The organism is Balneolaceae bacterium (assembly GCA_034521495.1).
Classification (GTDB): domain Bacteria; phylum Bacteroidota; class Rhodothermia; order Balneolales; family Balneolaceae; genus Rhodohalobacter.
In genome coordinates this window covers 41,196-61,560 of record JAXHMK010000021.1, presented here as the reverse complement: position 1 = coordinate 61,560, position 20,365 = coordinate 41,196, and the positions used below count along the sequence as shown (strand labels likewise).

Genomic DNA, 20,365 nt, shown 5'->3' with positions numbered 1-20,365 from the left:
CTTTGAACACCGCACATATGGTAGACTTCGTCGCGCGATCTTTAGGTCGTCAGTCTGAGCGCAACGAGGCGGTACGATGAATGCTGTCAAGCAATTGATTCATCTGCTGACAAGACCCTCTTTTAATGATATCTTCAAGGCCACTATTACTTGCTAAATTAGCTGCAGGATGATCAGAGTACAGAAATGAGATCACATTGACAATACCCGACACAATTTCACTTGCCATTTCAATTGTAGTTGCATGATCAGGATATGCATAGGCAGGTGGACCATGATAAGAGGTACTGCCGAACCAATAATTCAAAGTGTTCAATATTTTATAATTGAAGAAAGCATCGTTTGATTGCGTCGAATAATCATATAATGTTTCTATGTACTTAAAATGAGGATGATTTCGAGGAACATCGTTAAAGTGTTCACCAGTAATGCTAAGCGGAATATTGAGCCCTTCAATAACCAGTTTGGCAAATTCTGCTTTTGTAAACAAAGAGGTTATTATTACGACACTAACTATAAATGATTTTTTGAAGTGATGAAAGCGGTTTTTTTGTCACCTATATCACCCTCTCAATAGATTTTAAAATCCACCTGATGCGAGCGTTGTTTGGATAGATCATTTGCAATACAAGACATCTATTGTATTGAGACTTCGCCGAACATTACTGCATTTTTCAAAACTTTTTAAATATAAGTCGGTTATTTAGTAAGTATAAGGTTAAATAATAACTCTGTAGTAAATTTACAGTTATGCAAACATCTATCGACATAGAAAAACTCTCCAAAGAAGAAAAATTACAGCTCATGCACAGACTCTGGGAAAACCTGGTAAAAGATGAGAAACAGATCAAATCGCCCTGAGTGGCATTGAAGGAGTGCTCCGATGAAACAGAAGAACGTGTACGTTCAGGAAGGGTACGCGTTGATAGAGCTGGCCAGATGCAAAAGAGGAGCTTAGAAAACGTTTTGAATGAGAATTAAACCTAAAATTATAATTGGTCCAATGACAATTTTACCCTAAGGGCCGACAACTCATTTTGAACCAATGTGTTGTCGGGGTTAACCCCGGCATTGAAACCATCCGGGTTTCTTACTTTACATCAACTTTATACATCGTTGTGTTTCAATGTCGGCCCGGAGGCCAAAAAGGTCTGACAACTTTTTGGTTTAAAATTCTTAATTCAGCATTGGAGGATCTATATATAGGTCGCCTTTTCTATGAAGAACAAGATAGTGAGCTACTGGAGACTATTTCTTTAACTGAGAGAGTAAACTGAACTCTATTTAGTAAGTTGTTTGTTTAAAATTAGCACTCTTTCTGCATTTGCCCGACTGCAAATTGGCCATTGTTTGTATGGCGTTTTAAACTAGCAGTTTTTCAGGATGTTTGTTAAAGTACCAACTAAATTGTCAACTACATATATTCTGGACACTTCAACCCTGGACTATCGCAAGCTTGCTGGCTCTCCGCTCCTTGATAGCCCGTTATGATGATATCCCCATTATCGTATACGCTCTGCAATGGAATAGGAACTGTTGGCGAAGCTCCCGATCCTTCAACCATTGCAATGAAGGTATAATAATGAATTCCGTTAATGCGACTGTACTGGCCTTCATGCCGATGACCGTGAAATACAGCAAGTACATTTGGAAACTTTTCCAAAGTGCCGTCGAACCTCCGCCGCATTGTTAATGTAATGGCTGCCTTCATCCTCATCCAAAAGCTGGTGTACGAAAACGAGAACCGGTAAATCCAGTTGTGGCTTAGGTCATGAATCTAGCCAATCCAACTGTTCCTTTGGTATATTCGCATCGGCCCAGTGGAAGTTTCCGGAATCATAGTCGTCACCATCGGACGTAAAATTTGCATCCAGCACCACCACATGGAGACCTCTCTGTCAAACGAGTACCACGTGGCACTCTCTTCGAGACCAGTATTGCTTATTACCGATTGAAACTGCATTTTTGACAAGCTGTCCAAATCGTGATTGCCGAGTACGTGGTAGCGTGGACCTCTGAAGGTGGAATAGAGATTTTCAATTTCATGCAGGTGCCCAAGGGTTTCTTCTTCAGCCCCATTCACAAAATCTCCCAGTTCCACAAGAAAATCAACCTCTTCCCGGTTCATGAACTCAACACATTCTTTCATTTTATCCAGTGATTGATGTAATACCGGTTGCCCCAACTGTCAATTTGGGCATAATGCGGATCGGTTACAATCCCAATTCGAACTAGAGGTTCTCGTTTTCCCATTTCTGAGAATCCGGATAAAAAAAGATTGGCTGAAAACCCTGCAGTTGCTTTCAGAAAATCCCGTCGAGTAATGATCCAATTATTGAAACTCATGATACTTATCAATTAACATTGTGCTTTTATTGTGAAAGATAAATTAGTAACCAGGATTTTGTTTCAACACAGGTTCCCCATCTACTGTACTTAAATCAATCTGTCTTTGGGAATTGGATAATATTCATTTTTCCTGAAGTAAATTGGCCGCCAACTCTAATATTTCCTGTTATTGGTGGTGTAGTACTTATAGCAAATTCTGCATATTCAAAAAAATCATTCAGAACTTCCTCTGCTATACCCCATCTTACTAAATCAAAAAACCGATGACCTTCATTTGCTAATTCAAGTTTTCTTTCGAAGCGAATAGCTTCAATAGGACCTATTGAATTCCATTCCTGAAGAAGAATACTCCTCTATATTATAGTTGGGTTCATCTGTACCGATTCCAGTTATCTAAATTGCTTGCATCACCGCCCAGAAAAACATGATAGTATTATCCTCCTCGACAACGACCCAGTTATCAGCTGAAGCATTTACTGAGGTTTGTCAAATCTGATTCGGTTTCTACAATATCAAATGCATACGCTCTGTTAAGGTCATTATCAACCCAACCCTCAGAATTTGCAGCTCGTCGACGAACTCTATTTACATAATCACGTGCTTTTTCACTATTACCTACTTCCACTTCAGCTTCCGCAGCCATTAGAAGCACATCAGAAAATCGAATAACAGGAATATTAATTGCTGACAATGGCCCCCACTAGCTATAATCCCCGTACTCATCTTCTTCAGATTTAAAAAATATTTGTTTTTTAGTACGATAAACTCCCATCGAGCTATTATCACGGACCCAAGCTGCTCCCATATGAGGACCCCAATCGTGATACTGTACACCTCGTCGACCTACAGTCCAATCTAACCTTGGGGTCTGAAAGTGCCGGAATACGGATTAAATTGCTCATTCGCACCTACTGTTAAATCATTTATAACGTGATCATTATTATATGATTCAACAAAGGGTAAGCCATTATCATCGGTTCTATAGGAGTTTACTAAATCTTGAAGTAGGGTTATTATAACTGCAACATGAAAATGGTCCTGGCGATGGGAAGTGCCCCATTGAACTGCCATTTGCAACTAGCGATCCACCTCCTGATGCATCATTTGCTACCTGTTGGATAGAAAATACAGCTTCACTATTTTCAGCTTCCTTAGCTGGTCTCCAATTGTCAGAAAACTTATCCATTAGTTCATATGAAATTCCTGTTGAAAGTAACACCCTGAGTAATAATATTGTCAAAAAGATTTTTTGCTTCTTGCCATTTTTCTCGATAGGCATAAGATTTAGCCAAATAAGATGCAGCTGCCCATTTATTTACTTTAGCTATGTTCGGTTGGATCTCAGGTAAATTGTTCATTGCAAATTGAAAATCATCCTCAATGAAAGGCCAAATATCTTTATCATTAGGTTGTTTTACATTAGTTGTAGTCTCATCTATCCATGGAACCATATTAAACATCCTTTTCAAGTTAAAATAGAAATGACCCCTTAAAAAACGGGCTTCTGCTGCAACTCGATTTTTCTCCTCGTCAGTCATATCATCTACTTGATCCAGTATTTTTAAGACCTCGTTGGCACGATTAATACCGTCGTAATCAGCCCTCCATTGCATATCAAATGCATTCATTCCAGGGTGAGAATTTCCATTACCAATAGGTGTTTGTATTGCCACTCCAGCCCCGTACTTCCTCCATTACTATCGCCTCTACAATACTTCCATATAACCAATATCTTGGAGATGCTTGACCATGAGAAAAACCGAAATAGTTTAATCCACCGTAAGCACCAGTAAGCACCGTATTAACACCTGATTCATCTTTAAGAACTTCTTCACTTAAACTACCTTTGGCTGAAGTCAAAAAATCATCTGCCTTACGTCGCACGTAGATAATAAAAGTATGGGTAATATCATTAAACCCGAATATTTCAAAATATTCTTCATCATAGTTTTATTTTTTGTTTTCATAATTATATCCCTTTTTTAATACTTTTATTTTTTAGAATCGTGAGTTCAATTCCCAACGAAAACTGTTTTGGTGCTACGTATTGCCCTTCATCACATACCATAACTTGGGGCTCTACCGCCAATTTCTGGATCAAGTCCGCTGTAACCAGTCAGTGTAAATAAATTTAATCCTTGAGCATAAACCCGCATGTTAGATATTCTGATTTTTTGCAATGCATTTGTCGGTAGAGTATACCCAATGGTTATTTGTTTTAATCTTAAATAAGAACCGTCTTCAACGTAAGAATTCGGTACTCCAGTTCTGCTGAAGTTATCCGAAACCTCTTGAATAGGTAATGAAGCATTGAGGTTGTTGGGTGTCCAGGAGTCATACAAAGCTGCCTTACTTTTCGCATTATCATGTGTCCCATAAAAATCTGTGTGCCACTTTACTGATTCCAAATGTCATTTCCTTGTGAGCCGTAAAAAAACATATTAAAATCGAAATTTTTATAATTAACACCCAAATTGAAGCTGATGAAAAAACCGGATTAGGGTCGCCTAAAAATGTTCTATCTTCATCTGTTATCTGGTTATCTCCATTAACATCGGAATATCTATACCGACCTACTCCGCTTGCAGTCTGGTAAGTCCCATCAGGTGAGGCTGCATTTGCTTGATCAATTTCTTCTTGACTGATTCAGAATCTGCAAGATTTTATATCCATAGAAAGATGATACTGATTGACCTACCTCATTACGGACAATATCTTCAGACCAACGTCGTGAATCCACCCCGAACCACTCAATATCATCTGTGATTTTTACAATTTCGTTCTTATATGATGTAAAGTTTACTGTAAACGTGTAATCGAATTCACTATTAACATTACCATAGTATGTAACATTAGCATCTACTCCCTGATTCTGAATGTTTGCAACATTTGTAAATGGCGGGGTAGCACCGCCTGCTGTTCCAGGAAGATCTGGGTTAAATAATAAATCAGTTATATCCTTCTCATAATACTCAGCTATCAACTTGTATTTCATCTCCTAACAAAGCATCGAAACCAATATTTGCATTCACATTTTTTTCCCATTTAGCCCAGGGTTACCAATTCGACCAGGTACAAATCCTTGCGTTGTACTGGAATTACTACCATCTATAGGGTAAGTGCACGGTTACTTGCGGCAAAAAGTGTAAATGCATTTTCGGGATCTACATTAAGTTGGTTCCCCACTACACCATAACTTGCCCGAAGCTTTAAGTCTGATATCCATGAAACATTTTTAATAAAATCCTCCATTTGACATGCGCCAAGCGAAACTAGCACTTCTAAACACTCCCCACTCTCATCCTAAACTTGGATGATCCATCAGCTCTCAGAGAAAAATTAAGTATATACTTGTCATCATACCTGTATTCCGCTTACTAAAGCCAGATAATAGAGTATTCTCCAACTCTGTACTTGATGTTGATCTTCTGCCAGTACCCGTGGAGAGGCTGATAAAATCTGGATCAAGAGTGAAAAAATCTTGAACGGAGGCACCCTGTAACCACTGGCTCTCTTTATAAGCTTCCGTTCCTACTAAAAGGTCTAGATCATGCACATCACTAAAACTTAACTGATACTCAATTGTGTTTGTCCATGTCCAAGAATTCTCATCAGTGAAACTTATATTATATGCGCTATTAACATTATTTTCTTGATCTTTCATAAAGATGGATAGGCAATGAGAGAATTCTTTTGACTTCTAATATCTCCCCCAAAACTTGTTTTAAAAATAGATTGTCAGTAAAGTTTACTTCTGCGAATATACTTCCGAACAATTTATTTCTGTTATAAGAATCGTTTCGGTTACGAAATTGCATAGCAACAGGATTACGATGATTTCTCTTCGAAATCCAAAATTACCAGCAAAATTCCCCATTACATCATGTACTGGAATAATAGTGTGAGCACGAACCGATTGCCCTATAGCTGTACCTCTTTGGAAAGAGTAGATGACTGTGGATTTTCAGAAGTCACATAAGTCGCGTTCTGTCCGATTCTCACGTTATCAGAGATGTTAAATTGTGTATTTACCCTAAAAGAAGTTCTTTATTATATGTTTCCATGAGGGTTCCCTGCTGATCTAAGTTATTGATGGCTAAAAAGAAAATTACCTTGCTCTCCACCACCACTTATAGATAGATTATGATTCATTGTTAATGCAGGATCAAATATTTCATCGTACCAATTTGTTCCTTGATGGTTAGCACGAACTATTCGATTAAAAGTTTGTAACTGACTTCCGCCGCCAGTGTATTCTGGAACTACAAAATAATTATCCAGATTAACCTCACCCTGTGCTGCACCAATAGGAACTATGAAATCTGGCAAAGTTGGTGTATCACCATTTCCATAATATTGATCTGGTCTTGGATCAAATCCTAGCTTCCGTTGCCATCCATTTTAACTCGGCATATTCTTGTGGATTAAGTGCATTCCAAACATTACCCGATTTCGGTACATCAATACTAAATCTGTTGCTATAATTTACCTGGATATCTCTCTTCCTTTGGATGTAGTAAGAATAATAACACCATTTGCACCACGTAGAGCCATAAATTGCTGAAGCTGAGGCGTCTTTCAATACTTGTATGGATTCAATGTTTTCAGGGTTAAATCAGTAATGTTTCTCGCAGGCACTCCATCCACAATATAAAGGGGTGCATTATCGCCAAACGTATTGATTCCTCCTTATACCAACTTCAGCCGAACCCGGCTGACCGTCGCAATGACATCAACTCCGGATACTCTTCCCTGTAGTTCCTTAGTGATTTGTCCAGATGATCCAGATTTAACTTGCTCTACATCTACAATGGAAACAGAACCAGAAATATTTTCTCCTTGTACTGTGAGAATACCCCACTAGAACCAGCTTCCTCACCTGCAACTGTCTGGATTTCTAAAGCTACATCAACAGTCGATCTACCATCAATTTGTACCTCTTCACTTTGATAACCAACAAAACTAAATAGTCAATGTATTTTGATTATCCGGTATCTGAATTTCATATTGCCCGTCAAGATTTGTAGTTGTACCGATCATTGTTCCAGTAGCCTGCCTCAGAATCAGCTACTATCACATTCACACCGGGAAGTGGTTCACCCGTTTCCGCATCCGTAACAGTTCCGCTTAAACGTTTTGCTGCATCTCCATTTCCACTGCTTCTGGCATCATAACAGCAATTTTATAAATCCCATACGTTTTCGGATTCAGTGCTTTAAATCTCAAATCCGTTTTATTCAGCAGGAATGATAGCGCTTCCTCAACATTCATTGAAAGATTCTCAGCTTGTCTTACGGTTAAACCTTCCACAATATTAGAGCGATATAATAATCCCACATTGTAACGCTCCTCCACTTTTTCCAAAGCGCTCTTCAAAGTTGCTCCTTCTTCGATATAGAGTTGTCCACTGCTATTCTGTGTGTAAACTGAACCTAATGTCTGAGCCTGTCCAGCATATCCAAACAGAAAAACTGCAAGAAACAGCAAGACAATACTCAGAGTTTTATTTGTAGTTGTTGTAGTCATGATAGCATCCATTGTTTGTCGTTTTGCCCGTTTGTTAAAATCATTTCAAATTTCCGATATAAACCATGTCTCTGTCCGCTGATCGGTAAACCGGTATTCCAATCACTTCAGATACAGATCGCATCAATTCATCCAGAGATCTGAAGTACACCGTACCATTTAACTGAATATCCTTTAAACTTAAATCCCTGATCTGCACATCCACATCAAACCGTTGTTCTACATACTCTGCAAATTCCTGAACTCCACTTTGATCAAGCTCTAATACCCCGGTGGCCCAGGAGGAATAAAAAGTTGGATTAATTTCTTTTCTCGTAATAATGTCTGAACGCCTGAATTCCACCATTTCTCCTTTACGCACCCGGAACCTTCCTTCGTTTTGTCCAGACAGATTTCCCTGATTATTATTGACCGGCTCCACTTCTACCAGGCCCTCTTGTAATACCACTCGAGAGTGCCCATTCTCAACCGTCACCAAAAATTTTGTACCGATATCCCTGATGATCCCGTCAGGCGTTGCAACCGCAAATGCAGGCTGATCACTCTCTCTGTTTGGATCTGCATCAAACCACGCTTCTCCGTCCAGTGTTATTTCGATGGTCGAATTTTTTGAACCGCCTAACCGATAGGTAAGTGAGGAGTGGCTGTTCAGGATTACTTTCGAGCCGTTTGAAAATTGTAAGGTCTTTTGTTCACCTTGTTCGGTCTCAATTGTTCTCTCTTCGGTAAGCAGTTCTAATTGGAGAACAGAAGAATCTTCTTCGCTAAACTGGTAGGTTCCTATGCCGACAAAACTCACCAGTAAAATGATTGCTACAGCACGAAATATCCATCTCAACGACCTGTCTTTATCTCGTCGGATTGGAGGCAGAGGTTTTCTTACTTTCCCACTCCCGGTCGTCGCCTCTTGCAGCTGTTTCCACTCACATTCAATATTTGGCATGTCGGGTGACCTGAATTCAAAGCGGACCATCTTAGAAAGTGCTTTCTTCGCTTTTAGCCGATTTTCATCACTTGATTCAATCCACCGGTTCCAGCTCTCAACCTCTTCAGCAGATGCAATCCCCCTCACCATTCGCCGAAACGATGGATCTTCTTTTAATTCCTGGATTGTGAAATCTTTTTCTTTCACTGAATTATATCTTGTTGATGTTATATTTGCTTAAAGAGAGTGGCGGGAAGTGCTGGCGTACTCAAATTAATTTCAATATTTCCTGAGAAGGTAACGAAGCAGAAGTTAGGTTTTGAATTCAGGAAATATTCGAAATGGTTTAAGGTTTGTGGTTTAAAGAAAACTTTAGACATTTGAACGTTTCCTGAGGCGGGCAAGACAAAACCGGGTTCATTATCAGTACATGAAGCCCGCCGAAATCATAACCCCGTCCTGTCATCCCGATCAAGTGAGTGATAACGAACGCAGAGAGGGATATCGTGAATAATGAGAAGAACCCGGTCAACGTTAATTCTTCCTATGCCCCTCGACTGACGTTTATCATTCGTATAAATTCATTCCGCCTTGGACAGTTCGTCTGAATCTGATCGATTCTTTGGGCCAGAATCTTGGGTTTACAGCATTCTGGTTAACACAAACCCTACCTCTTCACGCAGTGGCATCCGCACGTCCGAAACCCCAACTGAAGTTGGGTACTGTCTTTCATCCGCCAAGAGCGGATTTGGAATTTTACCTGATCTGTGGTCCTTGGTATTTTACCGGAGGACAATAAATCGGAAGGATCTCTTTAATAATCACATCGAAGCTTACCTAGCTTGATGTGAATGAATAATCGAAGCAGTGCCATCGGAGAATCCATCTGTTTTGATTTATTCTTCTTTAGCCAGAAAGACCTTGAAGTAATAGATATTGAATAATCGAAACCAAACTTCTAATCATAAAGCCCATCGACATGGTGACTGAAACCATATCCCACGCCTTCAGTCAGGTTCATAGCCACCCCTCAAAGCAAGTTCCTTTATAACAATAGGTAGTAGGCCTCATCTTCAGACGGGTTGGAAAGAGCACAAACATGTCAAGGCACTGCATGGGAGCGAGACTCCCTCATCAGAGCCAAGTTCCGCCGCAAATTCGACACATTATAATCTATCAGAGTGAATACGATCAGTAAATTTGTCTAGTCCCAAAGTGGAGACTGAAAGCAATTGGCAATACGCAGCGCCTCGAAGAGTTGGCCGGTAAACGCACAACTATTGCCGAACCGATGAAACGAATCCTTTGCATACTCTGCGAGTAGCGAATAATCAGGTTATCTGACGGTTCGATATTGGACCGTCATAGCATTCTGACGGTTGAACTCCTGTCCGCCGCTAAGTATCCACACGCCTCATTCGATTATTTCGTTCGTTTCTGTATCAAGACGAAAGAACAAGCACGTGCAATGAATTTGCATCATAAAAATGGGGTAAGTCCTCTGTTTCTATCATAGTTCAGGATGCAGGTGTGCAGGAAACAGAGCAACAGTAAATGTCAGATAGCAGGATGCAATTTTTGTCTGTCCGAAGGTCCTCTGGTCATTGATGAGCCTGCTTGATCTCCGAAGTGCTGACGTAGCGAGGTAGCGTAGTCCAGATAACGCATTTGAGCAGGGCAACACCATTTTGAAAAGTGACAGGGATTTTGTTTCAAAAGGGTTTTTCCCCGCAACCCCTCGGCGGCGTTCTCTGACCTGTCTAAATGCATTGCCTCGGGGTTCTGTTTTTTGGCTTCATATTACCCCCGGGCGATGTTCTTCTCAGGCTTCGCCTGAAAATCACTCTGCCCGGGGCTATGTGATTACGCTCTTTCAATGAGCTTATTTTTAATTCGATTCGACCCTCAAAAACGACTCAAAAACACCCTTTTTACAAGCTGTCATTGGTTGCATCTCAATTTTGCAATCAATAAAGCGGGAAAACACCATTTTAAAGATGACATGATCTAAATTCCGTTTTTAGATAGTCCCTTTTTTACTGCGAAAAAAGGGGACGAATCCCGAACCGTCGGAACTCGTTATTCCGACTATCCCTGATTATCGATGATAGGTCCATTACATACGGCCTTGATGGGTGGAGGAGTGGCATGGTTTGCAACACAGCACGGGTGAAATCGCTCTGCGCGCTCACCTTGTGAGCATTCGCAGAGTGTACCCGTGCGGGCACCCCATGCCCGTAAGCCATCACAGCCGGGAGGTTTTGGATACTTTTGCCGGTACAAAAGTAGAAAGGCAGAACTCGATAAGGTCGTTTATACTTTTATATGGCGTATTTTGGAGAACTGTCACCGGTATGAAGCCAGAGTTTTCTCGAGGTGGAACCGAGGGACTCCTCGTGAAAAACCGAGAAGAACCCGCTCAACGTTACATTTCCTCTGCCCTCGACTACGTTCGTCATTGTCAACTGAATCGGCCATCGTCGGCATCTGTAAATGAGGCTTCTTCCCATCGGCTTCAAATCAGAGCGAGCTCCTGTGCCTGATCCGGGGCTACTGAGTTTGCACCCCTCCGGGAGATTGCTCAAACGTGCAATTCCTCTTGCCCATTAGCGCTCGGATCGCAGGGCCGGAGGGTGGGCCATGAGAGAAAAGAAACCTTTTACAAAAACAGAACGGCAATTAAAATAGTGATAACCAACCGCATCACATCAATATCCAAAACTGTCCGTAGTGTTTCCATGGCGCGATACATGTGGTTTCGTACGGATTGTCGATTGATAGAAAGAATCTCTTCGATTTCGCCGTAACTCATTCCATTGTAGTAGTGCAGGTAGAGAACTTCTTTCTGTTTATTGGACAAGCTGATTGTAAGGCTTCTTGAAGATTTTCTTTTTGTTCATCTCTTGATTCATTTTTCATGATCAGCTCTTCAACTCCAAAATAAATATCAAATTCATGATTGGCGTGCTCTGAGATATCTTTAAATCGAGCATTTCGTTTCTTGGATCTTAAAATATTTCTCCGCAGAGAAACATACAGATACACATTTGGCGATGTGATGTGAGTTAATTCATCGCGTCTTTCCCAAATAGTAATAAAAAGATTTTGAATGGCATCTTTTACTAATTCAGGGTCCTTGCACAACTTCAATCCGTACCCATAGAGTCCCTCATAGTATCCTTTGAACAGCCTGCAAAAGCAGTCATGATCACCAGATACAAATTGATCCCAAATGTCAGATGGTAGCATTGAGCTCATACAATCCTATCAATTGTTCGTAACTCCACTTTTAAATACGTAAAAAATTGTAAAGAGAAAAGTCGATTAAAAATCCCGGGCAATCTCCATGACCGGGACTCAAACTGTCTGTCAAACATGGGTTACTACTATGACAGATTTCCAGCTACGGATTTGAAGCTTCGAATCTGTAGATTTCTCAGGATTCGAAATAAACCCTTTGAGACCTTACCACATACACTTCAATACTTATTCATTAAAAGAGAGACAGAGAATCCTCATTCGTACTCAAATTAATTGTTTAAAGCTACAGGATGCAGGATTTTTGGATGGATGCAGGTTGCGGGTGCTGTATTGATTTTAGATTCAAGCAGGAAGTACCGTCCCTGACGGGACTCTGATGACGTTGATATCGCATCAAACCCCAACTGCCCCGGAGGGATCGCTTTGCGGAAGTTGGGGCCTACTTGCTTTCATCCCGCAAGGCGGGATTTAGGGATTTTGCTTGAATCAGTACTTATCAATCAACTTCCCTGACTGTCAGTTATTTCCTTACGAACATTGTCCTTGGAAGCTTGTGGTAAAATGTATGTAGCGTTTGAACCATTGATAAGACGAAGGCTAAGTAGCAGCTCAACAAGTTTTGAAGATCAGGAACCTTCGGAACGAGTAAGAAACAAACATGTATCCACTTAAACGCAAGTCCCGCCATGCGGGACGACAGGCAGTAGCCCTCGGTTTCAACCGGGGGTATGTGCCGGGGCATCCAGTAAAAAAGTCCCGTCAGGGACGATACCCTACTCTATAATCTATCTATCATTTACCATATCACTACTGGCTCCCACAATTTTATATGTATAAATTTTGTAAGGAATGCCATCCAATCGGTTCATACAAGTAACAATCAACTAACAAAATTCAAACCGATTCATCATGGCAAACACCTATACTCAACTCTATATCCATTACATCTTCAGCACTAAACATCATTATCCGCTCATACAACCTGAATTTGAACAGCGATTGTATAAATACATCACAGGTATCGGACGCGAAAAGGGATATCCGGTACTTGCTGTCGGGGGGATGGCTGACCATCTGCATGTGTTGGTCTCCCTGTCACCAACTATATCCGTGGCCAAGACGATCCAGACAATCAAAGGAAATTCATCCAAATGGATCAATGATTGTTTTTACCCGGAGCGGCGGCAATTCAATTGGCAGTCGGGCTATGGGGCATTTAGTATTGGCCGTTCGGGAGTAAATCGGCTGAAAGACTATATCAAGAATCAGAAAAAACATCACGAAAAGATGACATTTAAAGAGGAATACAGAATGTTTTTGGAGAAATACGGTGTTTCCTGGGATGAGAAATATGTGTGGGGATGAATCAATGTGAACCGTATCCATTTTAGTTTCCCGTGGGACTGGGTGTCGTCCCTGACGGGACTTTTTTCAATAAGTGCATCGCTTTTAACCCCAACTGAAGTTGGGGCCTACTGTCTTTCATCCGCAAACGCGGATTTGAGATTTTGCTTGAGTATGCACTTATAAATCTACCTGACTATCTATTCTTTGGAATGACATGTTGAATGAAAGAAACTTAATAGCCGAAATTTCAGAAACAAATATGAATTCATCTTCCCGCCCAAGTCCCGCCATGCGGGACGACAGGTAGTAGGCCTCGGTTTCAACCGGGGTTAAATGTCATCGCAAATCCATCAAAAGTCCCGGCAGGGACGATACCCCGCTTTAATAGAATCTTTTAGACGGATTGACCAACGATAATTTTCTCCTTCTCTCTAATATTCCGAACAGATCCATCTCAAAAAAAATAATTGAGGACAGGAAATCTCGTGATTAAAAGCAAAGGCTTTATCATCATGCTTCATTACTGCCCCTCGACTTCATTCGTCATTTGTAAATCGCATCTACCGGGTTGGGTCATCTGTATCTGAACCCTTCTAAAAGAACCTTAAACCTTAGACTTTTAAACATTAGACACCCTGGCTCAAATTACATCTCCCTCTCAATTGACTGAATAATCTGTCCTATCCGGGCATTATTTGGATTCAACTCCTGCAGTCGGTGCGCCTGCTCGAGAGCTTTTTCATACTCTTCCTGCTGCATGTAGAGAGTCAGCAGGCCGTAGCGGTAATCGGTGTTTTCAGGTTCCAGCTCGATGGCATCCAGGTAGGCTGTTTCCGCTTCCTCGGAACGTCCTATTGTTTGATTTGCAATTGCCAGGTTATAAAAAATTCGAGCCTGTTGTGGATTCAGTTCAGAAGCCTCCTCAAAATAGGGAATCGCCTCTTCCAGCCGCTCCTCTTCGGCCAATAACAGAGCAAGAGAATAGTAAGCCTGGCCAAATTCCGGTTCCTGTTCAATCACTTTTCTCAGGAGCCGTTCCGCTTCGTCATTTCGACCCTGGCCATTATAGAGATAGGCAAGATTTATTCGCGCCGGATTGAACTCGGCATCTCGCTCAAGAGCAGATTTATACGCTTCAATCGCTTTTTCGGTGTCTCCCTGCTGCTCATAAAATTGACCCCGGTTCATCTCACCCTGAGGGAAATAGCGATTCACTTCCAGGGTTTCTTTGTATTCTTGAAGCGCGTTGCGGAAATCAGTTTTGTATGCATTTCCAAAATCATCTGCAGTATATGAAACAAGATTTTGCATGGCTGACATCCGTACTGCTTTCACCGAATCTGTCAGAGATTTTCTAAGCACCAGTGTTCTCATCTCCGAAGGAAGATTTTGAACGGCTTTTGCGGCACTATTTCTTATGAGTGGTGATTCAGATTCCAGGGACTCCCGAATCAAATCCGTTGTTCCCATAGATGGAAAATGACCGGCATACCAGAGTGCCGTTGCCCGAATCATATCCGGTTTAGAGGAATCGGCTATCAAATCGCTGAGCTGTGTTCGGGCACGGATGGTTTCCGAACCGGGATTATCAGCTTTCAATAGAATATCTGTAAAATGAGTAGAATCGTCTGCACCGTACCACTCCTCAACAGCCTCGCTCGCCCATTCTGCTGATTGATCCGTGTGACAATCATTACACGCATTCGGAGTTCCAAATTGCGCACTTTGAGAGGGCCGGGGAACTCGAAAACTGTGATCGCGACGGTAATCATTTCCCATATAGGTCCGCCCGGTCATGTGGCAGTTGATACATTGAGAGGCCTCCGTATTTACTTCATGGAAATGATGGTCCGGGGTATTATACCTCGGTTCATGGCAAGTCATACACAACTTATTTTCGGTTAGAGGCTCTTTTAACTCAAGCGTGTGTGGATTGTGACAATCGGTGCATTGCACTCCCTCAGCAAACATTTTGCTTTGGAGGAACGAACCGTACACATACACTTCACCCCTGATCTGTCCGTCGGCAAAATAGTTATCGGGATGAGGCAGCGTCGGGTCAAAATGATCCAGGTACTCATCGCCGTGGATATACTCGTCCGTCAGTTTCTGCCGTAAAGAGTGACAGGGAGCACATGTATTAATCTCATCCATCTGGCTTGTAAATCGTCCGTTGATCAGATCGCTCCGTATTCTCTCCTTTGATGCCTGCTCACCTTCCGGGCTGTTTACAAAATCCACATGATCTCCGCCCGGTCCGTGACATGCTTCGCAACTCACATTCAGTACCGACCATGTGGTGTGAAAGGAGTCAGCTTCAGCGATATAATTTTCCTTCAGATTGGTAGAGTGGCAATCCGCACACATGGTGTTCCAGTTCATACTGGCTCCCGTCCAGTGCAGCCAGTCGCCTGGCTCAGGATTCTCTTCAGGGCGGAGAGAAAACCAGCGATTCTGTTCGGTATCCCAGGCAATTTGTAACGCCTGCATCTTTCCCTTTCCGAAATCAATCAAATATTGCTGCAGCGGTTCCCAGCCAAAGGTGTAGGAGATATGATAAACCTGCATTTCCCCATCCGGTCCTGGAGCTTCTACTTTATACTGCTCTCCATCACGAAAAAACCGATATGTGTACTCTCCATCCTGAAATTCGGTATTGTCAAAATCTCCTCGCACAGATTCCTCGTCTGCCTCGGCAATGGCGTAATCGTGATGAGATCCTTTCCACTCTTCCCATTGGGTTGCATGGCACGACTGACAGGTCTGATCTCCAACAAACCGGTGGTTTTGGGAGATATCAACATCGCTGCCTTCTTGTTTGGCTTGATTATTTTGGGTACAGCTGTAGATGAGCCCAAAGGTGACAAATAGAGCAAAAATGCCGACAAACTGAAAAGATCTGGAAGAAAAAATGGTATGAATCATTGGTTACATCTATTCCGCGATAGTATACACAAACAGAAAACCGATTAAAAAGTTAAAAAATGTGATTTCCTACTGGTTCCGAAGGTCTCCTTCGAAACCTTCTCATGAAGCTCCTGCTTCATTTCCAATAAACTGTGAATAAATAAGCAGAGCTTCCAATTGGTATTCCAGAGCATTAAGATGAGTAAAGAGTCATCCCCCATTGCCCCTTCAAAGGGGGACACTCTTTAATCAGTTTTTTTTAAATTTACAAATCCAATTTCTCAACAAGCCTTTCCGAAGCCCTGAACACATAGCCGGCAGCGGCGGCTTCATCGTTTTCCATTTCATCCACAAATTGGCGAATGGTGTTTCTGATGTTATCCGTAATCAGGCTTTCATCAAGGGTTTCAATCAAGTTTACAGCCCGGAGTTTTACATGACCGTCCGGATTGTTGAGAGTTTCTTCAATCAAGTCAATAGCAGCAGATATTTCACCCGCAGCCAAAAGAGCTTCCGCAATGGCTACCTGGACAGATCCCGATGGATCATTCCTTCTTTCGAGCAATTCTGATGAATACTCAGATGCAGAATCTCCGCTGATCGCTATTCCCATCGCTGACCAGAACCGGACGGACGCCTCAGAATGGTCCAATCGGCTGACCAATTCCTCCATATTATTTTCCGGTTGATAGGACGCCATCTCCGCAGTTTCGATAATCTCATTAATCGGAACATTATCCTCGCGAACGGCATCGTAAAGCGGTCGCTCTCCGCGAATATCATCCAAAATTCCTTCCGGGATAAAGCCCAAATCGTTGATCTCCCGAATCCATTCGGAGTTTACTTCACGTAATCGCTGCAACTCTTCCCGGTAGGCCGGATCATCGGCCAGGTTATGCACAGAATATGGATCTTCGGAAATCAAATAGAGCTCTTCAGCGGGTTTGGACTCAAAAAACTGACTCTGTATTTCATTCAGGTTTCCGGCCCGGTATTCTTCTTCCCAAACCTGCATGGTGGGCGCTCTCCATAAATAATTCAAGTATTGCCCATAAATCCGCTGAGGCATATAATTTCGTATGTAGAGAAAATCCTGATCGCGAACTCCTCTGGACAGATCATATCGTTCATCCATCCTTCCCCGATAGGTATGAATATACTCACGCGGTTCGGTTTCATATTCACCCAAAAACGGTTCACCGTCCATAAATTCCGGTGGTTCGATGCCGGCGAGACTCAGCAGTGTTGCCGGAAAATCCACAAAAGAAACCAATCGATCTGTTCGATTCTCCTCCGGTTTCAGATGTTCATATTTTGGCGGGAAATAGACAATGAGCGGTACATGCAGTCCCCGCTGATTCATAAACCGTTTCGCCCCGGGCAGAGCTCCCCCGTGATCTCCATAGTAAAAGATGATCGTATTTTCGGCTTCACCTGATTTCTCCAGTTCATCCAGAAGCTCGCCGACCTGTTCATCCATCCGTGTCATCTGATCATAGTAATGAGCCCAGTCCCGTCGAACGGTTTCTGTATTTGGATGATAAGGCGGTACTGGAGCATCATCAGGATCATGAATCAGTGTGTCAATTGGATCGTGGAGCCTGCTTTCGTGAGTCGTCGTAAAATTTCGAATATGAAAAAACGGCTGTCCCTCCGCTCTGTCACTGTAATGGGCCTCACCACTGGATTCATCCCACACTTCCGGCTGATCAATCGTGTTGTAATCTTTTTTCACATTGTTGGTGGTATGATAACCGGCCTCTTTAAGGTATGCCGGGTAAAACCGGATGTTCTCAGGGATTGGATAAGTACTGCGCATATTTTCCGTACCCATTCGGTTGGCATAGGTTCCGGTAATAAGAGTAAAGCGCGACGGTGCACAAACCGGAGTGGTAGCGTAAGCATTTTCATAGAGAACTCCTGCATCAGCCAGCCGGTCCAGATTGGGAGTATCTGCGTAATCATCGCCATACGCACCCAAAAACGGACTGTTATCCTCGCTTGTGATCCACAAAATATTGGGAAGTTCTTCTGTTTCCGGATCACCGCAGCCAAAGAGGAAGATTCCCAAAAAAAGAGTTAATCCTGCGGTTTTAATATGTCGCCAGCTCTCATTAATTGCCTGATTCATTTTTACCTTTAATTTAAAAATTAACCTGTATTTAACATTATACTGTTGCCGGTTTTTTCCCTCCTGCCTGCCCTCAATACTTCGGGGTGTAAAGAGGAATTAGGGCGGTTAAATCTCCCCTTGAGGGGAGTCCGCCTTTAGGCGGGAGGGGTGTTCATCCCCCGAGTTCACACGACATTCGTCGCGCTCACATTCCCCCTTCAAAGGGGGATTTTTTCATATCTCATTAAAAATTTAATCCATCGACTTCAACCTATCAGACCATACTTCCCACTTCGCCTCCAACAATTCCACCGTATCCGGATATTCATCAGCGAGATCTTTTGTTTCCGTGAGATCTGTCCGCCTGTCATACAATTCCCACTCTTCGCCCCATTGTACCAGCTTCCAGTTTTCGGTATGAACGGCACGGCCTTCGTTCCATTCATAATATAAAGGCTCCGTTCGTTCAACCGGATCCCCTTTAAACAACGGCAGAAAACTAACACCTTCCATAGGATAGAGTTGTTCACCTTTATACTGCTCAGGATACGATCCACCACTTACCTCAACCAGTGTGGGCATAATATCGATAAAGTGCAGCAGCGAGTGATCGACTTGTCCGCCTTCCGGAATCACATCCGGCCAGTGGACAATAAACGGCGTTGCCGTTCCGCCTTCATGAGAATAATTTTTAAACATTCTGAAAGGTGTATTGGCCACATTTGCCCAGTCTTCTTTCAGTGAGGACCATCTTGTCATGGAACCAATTTCTCCTTCGCCAATCTCTACGACTTCGGCTGACGCACCATTATCGGATACAAACATCAGAAGTGTGTTATCCAGCTCATCCCGTTCCTCCAGGTATTCTATAACTCTGCCGATGTTCTGGTCCATCCGGTCGATCATGGCAGCATAGACCTGCATCCGGCGTACCTGGTCGGCTTTTGTTGAATCATCAAGAGTCTCCCACTGGCGATAGGTTGGTTCCGACCGGGGGAAACGCTCGTCCAAAAGCCCCGATTGCAACTGACGCCGATAACGATCACTTGCAATCTTCTCATAACCCACATCATAGACACCCTCATATTTATCGATTACTTCTTCGGGAGCCTGCAGCGGATCATGTGGAGCCTGGTACGACAGATAGAGCAAGAAAGGATTGCTGTCATCTTCATAACGATCCAGCAGTTCTAACGCCCAGTCGGTCCAGGTATCGGTTCCGTAGTAATCCTTCGGAGGGGTGAATGGAGCTGCTAAAGAATCATCAAACACAAACGTGCGGGGATAGTAAGCTTCTTTCTGCGCGGGCGGTCCAGGGTCGAAAGAACGCTGTTCACCAGGATTAAAGTAGTTAGCCGCCCCGTCCCGTAATCCCCAGTAGTGATCAAATCCCCATTCATGAGGATTATCCGTTCCATGATGTTTGCCGACAAAAATTGTTGTGTAGCCAGCGTTTTTCAGGACTTCCCCGAACATTACGGCATTAGTTAAACTGTCAGGCGATTCACTCATCCCAACTCTCTGAGCATACTGACCTGTAAGCAGTACCGCTCTCGAAGGAAAGCACTTGCTTGTATTATGCATCTGCGTAAACCGAATGCCGTTTTCAGCCAGCCTGTCCAGGTTCGGCGTTTCAATTTCAGCCCCATACGGTCCGATATCTGAATAGCCCATATCATCGGCTAAAATAAGAACGATGTTTGGCCTGGTTTGATTTTCGGGTGAATCACAAGAGAAAAAAGAGATCAAGCTAAGAATGATAATAAGCGATGCAACCAGGTATTTATTCATCTTTTTTAGTCATTTTCATTGAGCCTGTAATCAGTTAATAACCGAATCATCTTAAGAGATATAGTTATAAGCTGTAAAGAAAGCAATTATTTGAAACTGTGGAAATGGTTTATAAAAAGTAAGAATTTTAGGAAGTGATCCCGTCC

Annotated in this window: 20 protein-coding genes; 2 read left to right on the top strand and 18 right to left on the bottom strand. The window is 42.5% G+C overall.

All coding sequences use genetic code 11. The features are described from left to right. Positions 1-49 precede the first annotated feature (49 nt). Positions 50-490, bottom strand: a complete 441-nt coding sequence (locus U5K72_18435; protein MDZ7720803.1) for a hypothetical protein — start codon at positions 488-490, stop codon at positions 50-52. Between the two features lie 260 nt (positions 491-750). On the opposite strand from U5K72_18435, the gene U5K72_18430 reads away from it, so the two are divergent. Then, the gene (locus U5K72_18430; GenBank protein MDZ7720802.1) at positions 751-861 is read left to right on the top strand and encodes an addiction module protein; all 111 of its coding nucleotides are present in this window, start codon (positions 751-753) and stop codon (positions 859-861) included. Positions 862-1,414: 553 nt separating this feature from the next. On the opposite strand, the gene U5K72_18425 is transcribed toward U5K72_18430, so the two are convergent. The 14 genes from U5K72_18425 to U5K72_18360 all read right to left on the bottom strand — a co-directional run bounded on the left by U5K72_18425 (position 1,415) and on the right by U5K72_18360 (position 12,058). Continuing rightward, positions 1,415-1,717 (bottom strand): hypothetical protein, encoded by a 303-nt coding sequence (locus U5K72_18425; GenBank protein MDZ7720801.1) that lies wholly within the window; start codon positions 1,715-1,717, stop codon positions 1,415-1,417. Positions 1,718-1,777: 60 nt separating this feature from the next. Further along, complete coding sequence (locus U5K72_18420) at positions 1,778-2,185, bottom strand: metallophosphoesterase (protein ID MDZ7720800.1); 408 nt, start codon at positions 2,183-2,185, stop codon at positions 1,778-1,780. A 624-nt stretch (positions 2,186-2,809) separates the two neighbouring features. Then, positions 2,810-3,040, bottom strand: coding sequence for a RagB/SusD family nutrient uptake outer membrane protein (locus tag U5K72_18415; protein MDZ7720799.1), 231 nt, complete (start codon positions 3,038-3,040; stop codon positions 2,810-2,812). Between the two features lie 499 nt (positions 3,041-3,539). Then, a complete protein-coding gene (locus U5K72_18410; protein ID MDZ7720798.1) occupies positions 3,540-4,022 on the bottom strand; it encodes a RagB/SusD family nutrient uptake outer membrane protein in 483 nt (160 codons plus the stop codon). After that, the gene (locus U5K72_18405) at positions 3,997-4,209 is read right to left on the bottom strand and encodes a hypothetical protein (protein ID MDZ7720797.1); all 213 of its coding nucleotides are present in this window, start codon (positions 4,207-4,209) and stop codon (positions 3,997-3,999) included. The genes U5K72_18410 and U5K72_18405 overlap by 26 nt, the downstream gene beginning before the upstream one ends. Positions 4,210-4,406: 197 nt before the next feature. After that, positions 4,407-4,757, bottom strand: a complete 351-nt coding sequence (locus U5K72_18400; protein ID MDZ7720796.1) for a hypothetical protein — start codon at positions 4,755-4,757, stop codon at positions 4,407-4,409. A 218-nt stretch (positions 4,758-4,975) separates the two neighbouring features. After that, positions 4,976-5,344, bottom strand: coding sequence for a TonB-dependent receptor (locus U5K72_18395; GenBank protein MDZ7720795.1), 369 nt, complete (start codon positions 5,342-5,344; stop codon positions 4,976-4,978). Positions 5,345-5,457: 113 nt separating this feature from the next. Then, on the bottom strand, positions 5,458-5,601 hold the full coding sequence (locus U5K72_18390; protein MDZ7720794.1) for a hypothetical protein: 144 nt from the start codon (positions 5,599-5,601) through the stop codon (positions 5,458-5,460). 76 nt (positions 5,602-5,677) lie between these two features. Continuing rightward, the gene (locus U5K72_18385; GenBank protein MDZ7720793.1) at positions 5,678-6,013 is read right to left on the bottom strand and encodes a hypothetical protein; all 336 of its coding nucleotides are present in this window, start codon (positions 6,011-6,013) and stop codon (positions 5,678-5,680) included. A 422-nt stretch (positions 6,014-6,435) separates the two neighbouring features. Further along, entirely contained in the window at positions 6,436-6,678 is a 243-nt protein-coding gene (locus tag U5K72_18380) for a hypothetical protein (protein MDZ7720792.1), read from the bottom strand. A gap of 798 nt (positions 6,679-7,476) precedes the next feature. Beyond that, entirely contained in the window at positions 7,477-7,875 is a 399-nt protein-coding gene (locus tag U5K72_18375; GenBank protein ID MDZ7720791.1) for a hypothetical protein, read from the bottom strand. A 40-nt stretch (positions 7,876-7,915) separates the two neighbouring features. Beyond that, the gene (locus U5K72_18370; GenBank protein ID MDZ7720790.1) at positions 7,916-9,007 is read right to left on the bottom strand and encodes a FecR domain-containing protein; all 1,092 of its coding nucleotides are present in this window, start codon (positions 9,005-9,007) and stop codon (positions 7,916-7,918) included. A 2,452-nt stretch (positions 9,008-11,459) separates the two neighbouring features. After that, positions 11,460-11,612: a hypothetical protein gene (locus U5K72_18365; protein ID MDZ7720789.1), complete on the bottom strand. Its 153-nt coding sequence runs from the start codon at positions 11,610-11,612 to the stop codon at positions 11,460-11,462. Further along, positions 11,609-12,058, bottom strand: coding sequence for a sigma factor (locus tag U5K72_18360; GenBank protein MDZ7720788.1), 450 nt, complete (start codon positions 12,056-12,058; stop codon positions 11,609-11,611). Before U5K72_18360 ends, U5K72_18365 begins: the two co-directional genes overlap by 4 nt. 912 nt (positions 12,059-12,970) lie before the next feature. On the opposite strand from U5K72_18360, the gene tnpA reads away from it, so the two are divergent. Beyond that, the gene (gene tnpA, locus U5K72_18355; GenBank protein ID MDZ7720787.1) at positions 12,971-13,426 is read left to right on the top strand and encodes an IS200/IS605 family transposase; all 456 of its coding nucleotides are present in this window, start codon (positions 12,971-12,973) and stop codon (positions 13,424-13,426) included. A 627-nt stretch (positions 13,427-14,053) separates the two neighbouring features. Here the strand turns inward: tnpA and U5K72_18350 are convergent. The 3 genes from U5K72_18350 to U5K72_18340 all read right to left on the bottom strand — a co-directional run bounded on the left by U5K72_18350 (position 14,054) and on the right by U5K72_18340 (position 20,219). Continuing rightward, complete coding sequence (locus tag U5K72_18350; protein ID MDZ7720786.1) at positions 14,054-16,333, bottom strand: tetratricopeptide repeat protein; 2,280 nt, start codon at positions 16,331-16,333, stop codon at positions 14,054-14,056. Between the two features lie 247 nt (positions 16,334-16,580). Next, positions 16,581-18,446, bottom strand: a complete 1,866-nt coding sequence (locus tag U5K72_18345; GenBank protein ID MDZ7720785.1) for a sulfatase-like hydrolase/transferase — start codon at positions 18,444-18,446, stop codon at positions 16,581-16,583. Between the two features lie 234 nt (positions 18,447-18,680). After that, entirely contained in the window at positions 18,681-20,219 is a 1,539-nt protein-coding gene (locus U5K72_18340; GenBank protein ID MDZ7720784.1) for an arylsulfatase, read from the bottom strand. Positions 20,220-20,365: the final 146 nt, after the last annotated feature.